Source organism: Candidatus Sulfotelmatobacter sp. (assembly GCA_035498555.1).
Classification (GTDB): Bacteria; Eisenbacteria; RBG-16-71-46; order RBG-16-71-46; family RBG-16-71-46; genus DATKAB01.
Genome location: DATKAB010000211.1, coordinates 1 through 4215, shown reverse-complemented (window position 1 = coordinate 4215; position 4215 = coordinate 1). Strand labels below are relative to the sequence as shown.

The 4215-nt window shown below is 68.0% G+C and carries 4 protein-coding genes; 1 reads left to right on the top strand and 3 read right to left on the bottom strand.

Going from position 1 to position 4215, the window contains the following annotated elements; translation table 11 throughout:
• Nucleotides 1–180 (top strand): hypothetical protein (locus tag VMJ70_16050; protein ID HTO92644.1); only part of this gene is annotated, 180 nt, incomplete at its 5' end.
• A 3-nt stretch (nt 181–183) separates the two neighbouring features.
• Here VMJ70_16050 and VMJ70_16045 read toward each other — a convergent pair.
• The 3 genes from VMJ70_16045 to VMJ70_16035 form a co-directional block, all read right to left on the bottom strand.
• Nucleotides 184–930 carry a hypothetical protein gene (locus VMJ70_16045; GenBank protein ID HTO92643.1) on the bottom strand — a complete coding sequence of 249 codons (747 nt, stop codon included), beginning with the start codon at nt 928–930 and terminating at the stop codon, nt 184–186.
• A gap of 24 nt (nt 931–954) precedes the next feature.
• On the bottom strand, nt 955–1998 hold the full coding sequence (locus VMJ70_16040) for a hypothetical protein (protein HTO92642.1): 1044 nt from the start codon (nt 1996–1998) through the stop codon (nt 955–957).
• A 72-nt stretch (nt 1999–2070) separates the two neighbouring features.
• Nucleotides 2071–4215 (bottom strand): FlgD immunoglobulin-like domain containing protein (locus VMJ70_16035; GenBank protein ID HTO92641.1); only part of this gene is annotated, 2145 nt, incomplete at its 5' end.

The window sequence follows — 4215 nt, the reverse complement described above, 5'->3', positions numbered from 1 at the left end:
GGCGAAGGATTGTTCTTCGCGACACTGCAGGGGCCGGGCAAGGTGTGGCTCCAGTCGCTGCCGTTCTCGCGCCTGGCCTCGCGCATCTACGCCGCCGCGCCTCAGACCGGAGGGCGCCGGCGTGAAGAGGGCTCGATCCTGGGCGGGCTCGGGAACCTGCTCGACGGGGACGGGCAGTAGCGTCTAGAGAAACCCGCCCTCTCGCAGTTCCGCATCCGACAGCGTGCGGCGCGCGCCGGAGTCGAGCGCGAAGCCGGCGGCTGCGACCGTTCGATCGCGCAGCCCGCGCCGCCAGACCTGAACGACGATCCAGTGCGAGCCGTCATCCTGAGCTTCTCTCCAGCTGGCGGCCGACATCCACTCGTCGGCGATCCGGATCTCCTCGTCGGCCCGCGCGGGAAGCTGGTCGAGCGCCTCGAGATCCCAGGCGAGCAATTCGCCCACCCGTTCGCGCACGAATTTCGAGGCGGCCTGGCTGAGCTCGATGTCGTGGCTCGCGGCCGGGCCGGCTTTTCCCCTCTTGAGCAGCAGCCATGAACTCCGCATCGAGAGAATCACCATCGGGTAGCCGGCATAGGCCCGCATCAGCGCCCAGTCCTGTGCGGCGTGCGACGCGTCCCCGCGCTCGGGGTGCAGGATCACCGCGCCCAACCACAGCATGAGCGGGAGCATGACGGCGGCGTAGACGAACATCGCGCCGGCGATGAGGTAGAGCTTCACCTTGATCGAGCGCGAGAAGTGATCGGTGGCCGCCGCGACGCACATGACTCCCAGCACGCAGATCGCGGGCCACCAGTTCCACGGCTTGAACTCGTAGTAGCTCGTGGGGTGTCCCGCGGTCTGCAGCCGCACCGCGAGGAACGTGTACGCCAGCACGATCAGCACCAGCAACCAGACGCGGCTCTTTTCGAGAGGGATGAAGTAGAACACGGGTCGCCTCCGGCAACGATCGTCCTACTGACGGGCCGACCAGTACTCGTGCCACACGAACCCGAGCCCGCCCGCCATCCCATCCACGATCGCCTTCCGGATGGTGAGATTGGTAACGGCCCCGAACGCCGCCTCCGGTGCAATGGCCGCGACGACGCCCACTGCGAAGCCGATCATGAATTCGTCGCCATAGTGCTCGAGTTCGGCAGCGTTCTCGCGCGCGACGGCCGCGAGTTCGGCGTAGTACTCCGGGCCGTGGACCGGCGCATACGTCCACGTCGCATCGGGCGGGGCGCCATAGCCGAAGATGTCCAGACAGCTGGTCCAGCCGTCTTCGCCGGCGAGCGTGGACGCCAGCCCAGTCAGCATCACGCGCTGATTTCCGAACGTCGCCGATGGAGCCGGCGAGCCACTGAATGTTCCGACGATCGCGATGGCGGGATCGTCCGGAGTGTCCACGAACAGGATCGAATCCGACGCGGCGTGCTCGATCAGCCCGCCGCCCACCTGAGTTTGGAAGAGCGTCGCGGGCACGGATTCGTGCGTACAATCCGTGTACGTCGGGCCTCCGCAGACCTCGGCATCAACATACAGATCGAGCCGGCGGGTTGAGACGAAAATGTAGGCCTCGGCCTGGTTCAGCTCGAGCCCGGGCTTCTGATAGCCGAGCAGCACCATCGAGTATCCCGGCAGAATCTTCAGTGAATCGAGCTCCTGACGCCGAATGTAGCCCCGCGACGCGAAGGCCGCCTTTGCGGCAACCACCGCGGGCAGCGAGTCCACGTGCGCCAGCAATTCCTGCGGAGTGATGTCGGGACCGAGCGGCAGGCTGCCCTTGCCGCCGTGCCAGTTGGCCGGAGCGAACGCCGGCGCCCCGTTGTCGGGCGGTGCATCATCCGACGGCATCCGCGCGACCCGATCGCGGGGCCTGCGTTCCGCCGACAACGGTGACGACTTCGTTGTCGGATTGAGCGGCCCGTTGCCGCAGCCGGGCAGGCCTACCTGTGAGACGAGAAACAGCGCGCTGGTGAAGACCCGAGCGAATTTCGAGATCCGAATGCCGAACATGCGCTCCCCCTTCTCCGGGGGGCCGCTCGAGCCCTCTACACGTTCGGTGCCAGATGGGGGCGTTCGCCTGACTTACCTCTCGACCACCACCGCCCGCGTCACGACGCCCTCGCTCGCCCGCAGCCGCACGAAGTAGAGCCCGGGGCTGGTGCGCGCGCCACCATCGTCGCGCCCGTCCCACACGATTTCGTGCGGGCCGGCGGTCGCGGCGGCCGAGTCGAGGCGTCGCACCCGCCGCCCGACCAGATCGAACACGCCGAGTTCGACCGCTTCGGCGCGCGGCAGCGAGAAGCGCAGCGTTGCGGCGCCGGAGGTCGGATTGGGCGACGGCGTGTCGAGGCTGAAGCCACGCGGCAGATTGCCGAGCGCCACGTCACTCGCCGCCACCTGAAGCACCGGATAGTCCTCGGTCTCGCCGCCGGCGAAGTAGCCCGGCTGGCCCGAACGCGGCGGTGGCGCCGAGCCGCGCCACGGGAAATCGTCCGACACCGGCACCTGCGTGAGCGTAATGCGCATCCACGAGGCACCCGCGAACGGGCCGCACGGAAACAGCGGCGAGGTCTTGTGATTGCAGCCGGGGGAGAGCGTCACCGGTGCATTCTTCACCGCCCACTCGGGCGCGCACGAGGTGGGCGTGAACGTTCCGCACGCCACCACGTCGTTCCAGTCGCCGTCGTGGTTCCAGTCCACCAGAATGTTGAGGAACACCGGAACGGGTGACGTCGCACAGGCCCAGGCGTCGTAGTTGATCGCCCATTGCTCGCACACCGGCATCTTGGGGGTGACGTCGATGCCGGCGTCGCCGTCGCCGGGCCGCTCATCCACGCCATAGTTCAGGCCGTTGGTCGCGAGCTCGTACTCGTAGATCGTGACTCCGGGCGAACAAACGCTCACCTCGCTCGGAACGATCGCCGGCGTGGGCCCCACCTTCTCGGTGCCGTCGGCTTCGGAGTCCACCGCCAACCCCGGCGAGGTCGCGGGCCCGCAGCCGAACCCGAAATAGAACGGATCGAACGCGGTGGCGACGTGCTCGACGTAGCCGGTCGGCCCGGGCGGCGTGCTCAATGCCGCGCCGCAATCGATGGTCTGATTTCCGGGCGGCGTGTCGGTGATGCAGGTGGGGAAGTGGCCGGGCGCGCCGCTCCCGTAGGCGGCGATCCCTTCGGGCGCGTCGCCGAAATCGGCGTAGGGATGGCCGCAGATGTCGGGCTCACAGTTCTTCGACGGATCGCGCACGCCGACGAGTCCGCTCGCTCCAATTTGCTGGGCGAAAACGGCGACGTTGGACGCACGCTGATCCTGCCAGCCGATGATCGCGCCGCCCGCGCCGTCGGTGGTGCCGATCGGCGCCACCTGCGCGCCGGCTGCGGTCGAGACGGCGTTGCCGTCGATTCCCCACAGCAGTGTGCCGGTTCCGGTCACGCGTCGCGCGAAGATATCGATGTTGCTCTCGTCGATGCGGCGGTCGTCCCAGAAGAAGATCGCGCCGCCGCGCTGATCGGAGATGCCGCCCATGAAGAGCTGGCGGCCCGGCGCACCGCACACCAGCAAGTCGCTCGCGCCCCAGGTGAGACTTCCGAGGGCGTCCAGGTGTTGAGCGACGATATTGTCGGCAAAGGCGCCGCCGTCGTAGGCCTGCCAGCCGATGATCGCGCCGCCCAATCCGTCGGAGATGATCACCGGGCTGGAATTGTTCAGGTCGGGCGCTTGAGAAGCCTTGACGCCGTTGGCGGTCCACAGCGGCACGCCGGTGAGGGAGATCGCCTGAGCGTAGATGTCGATCACCGGGTAGCTGCGCGTATCGGTCCACGCGATCAGCATGCGGCCAAGGTCCGACGTGACGGTGGTGAACGACTGGTCGTCGGGCAGCACGCACACCGCGAGTCCATTGGCCGGTAGCCACGTCTGGCCGCCGGCCACCGGCTCGAGGTGCTGGGCACGAACGTCGCCCGTGCCGCTCACGTAGTCGTCCCAGCCGACGAACAGCCCGCCCGCACCATCACCCGCGATCGAAGGCCGGACCTGCTGGCCCGGCGTGACGACCACCGGGACTCCGTTCGGCGCCCAGAGCGGCGCGCCGGCCGCGTTCAAACGCTGAGCGAAGATGTCGGGTGCGAAATCGACGTTGCCGCGCGAGTCCTCCCACGCGATCAACATGCCGCCCGAGCCGTCGCGAACGATCTTCGGATTCTGCTGATCGCCGACGACGTTGGTCAC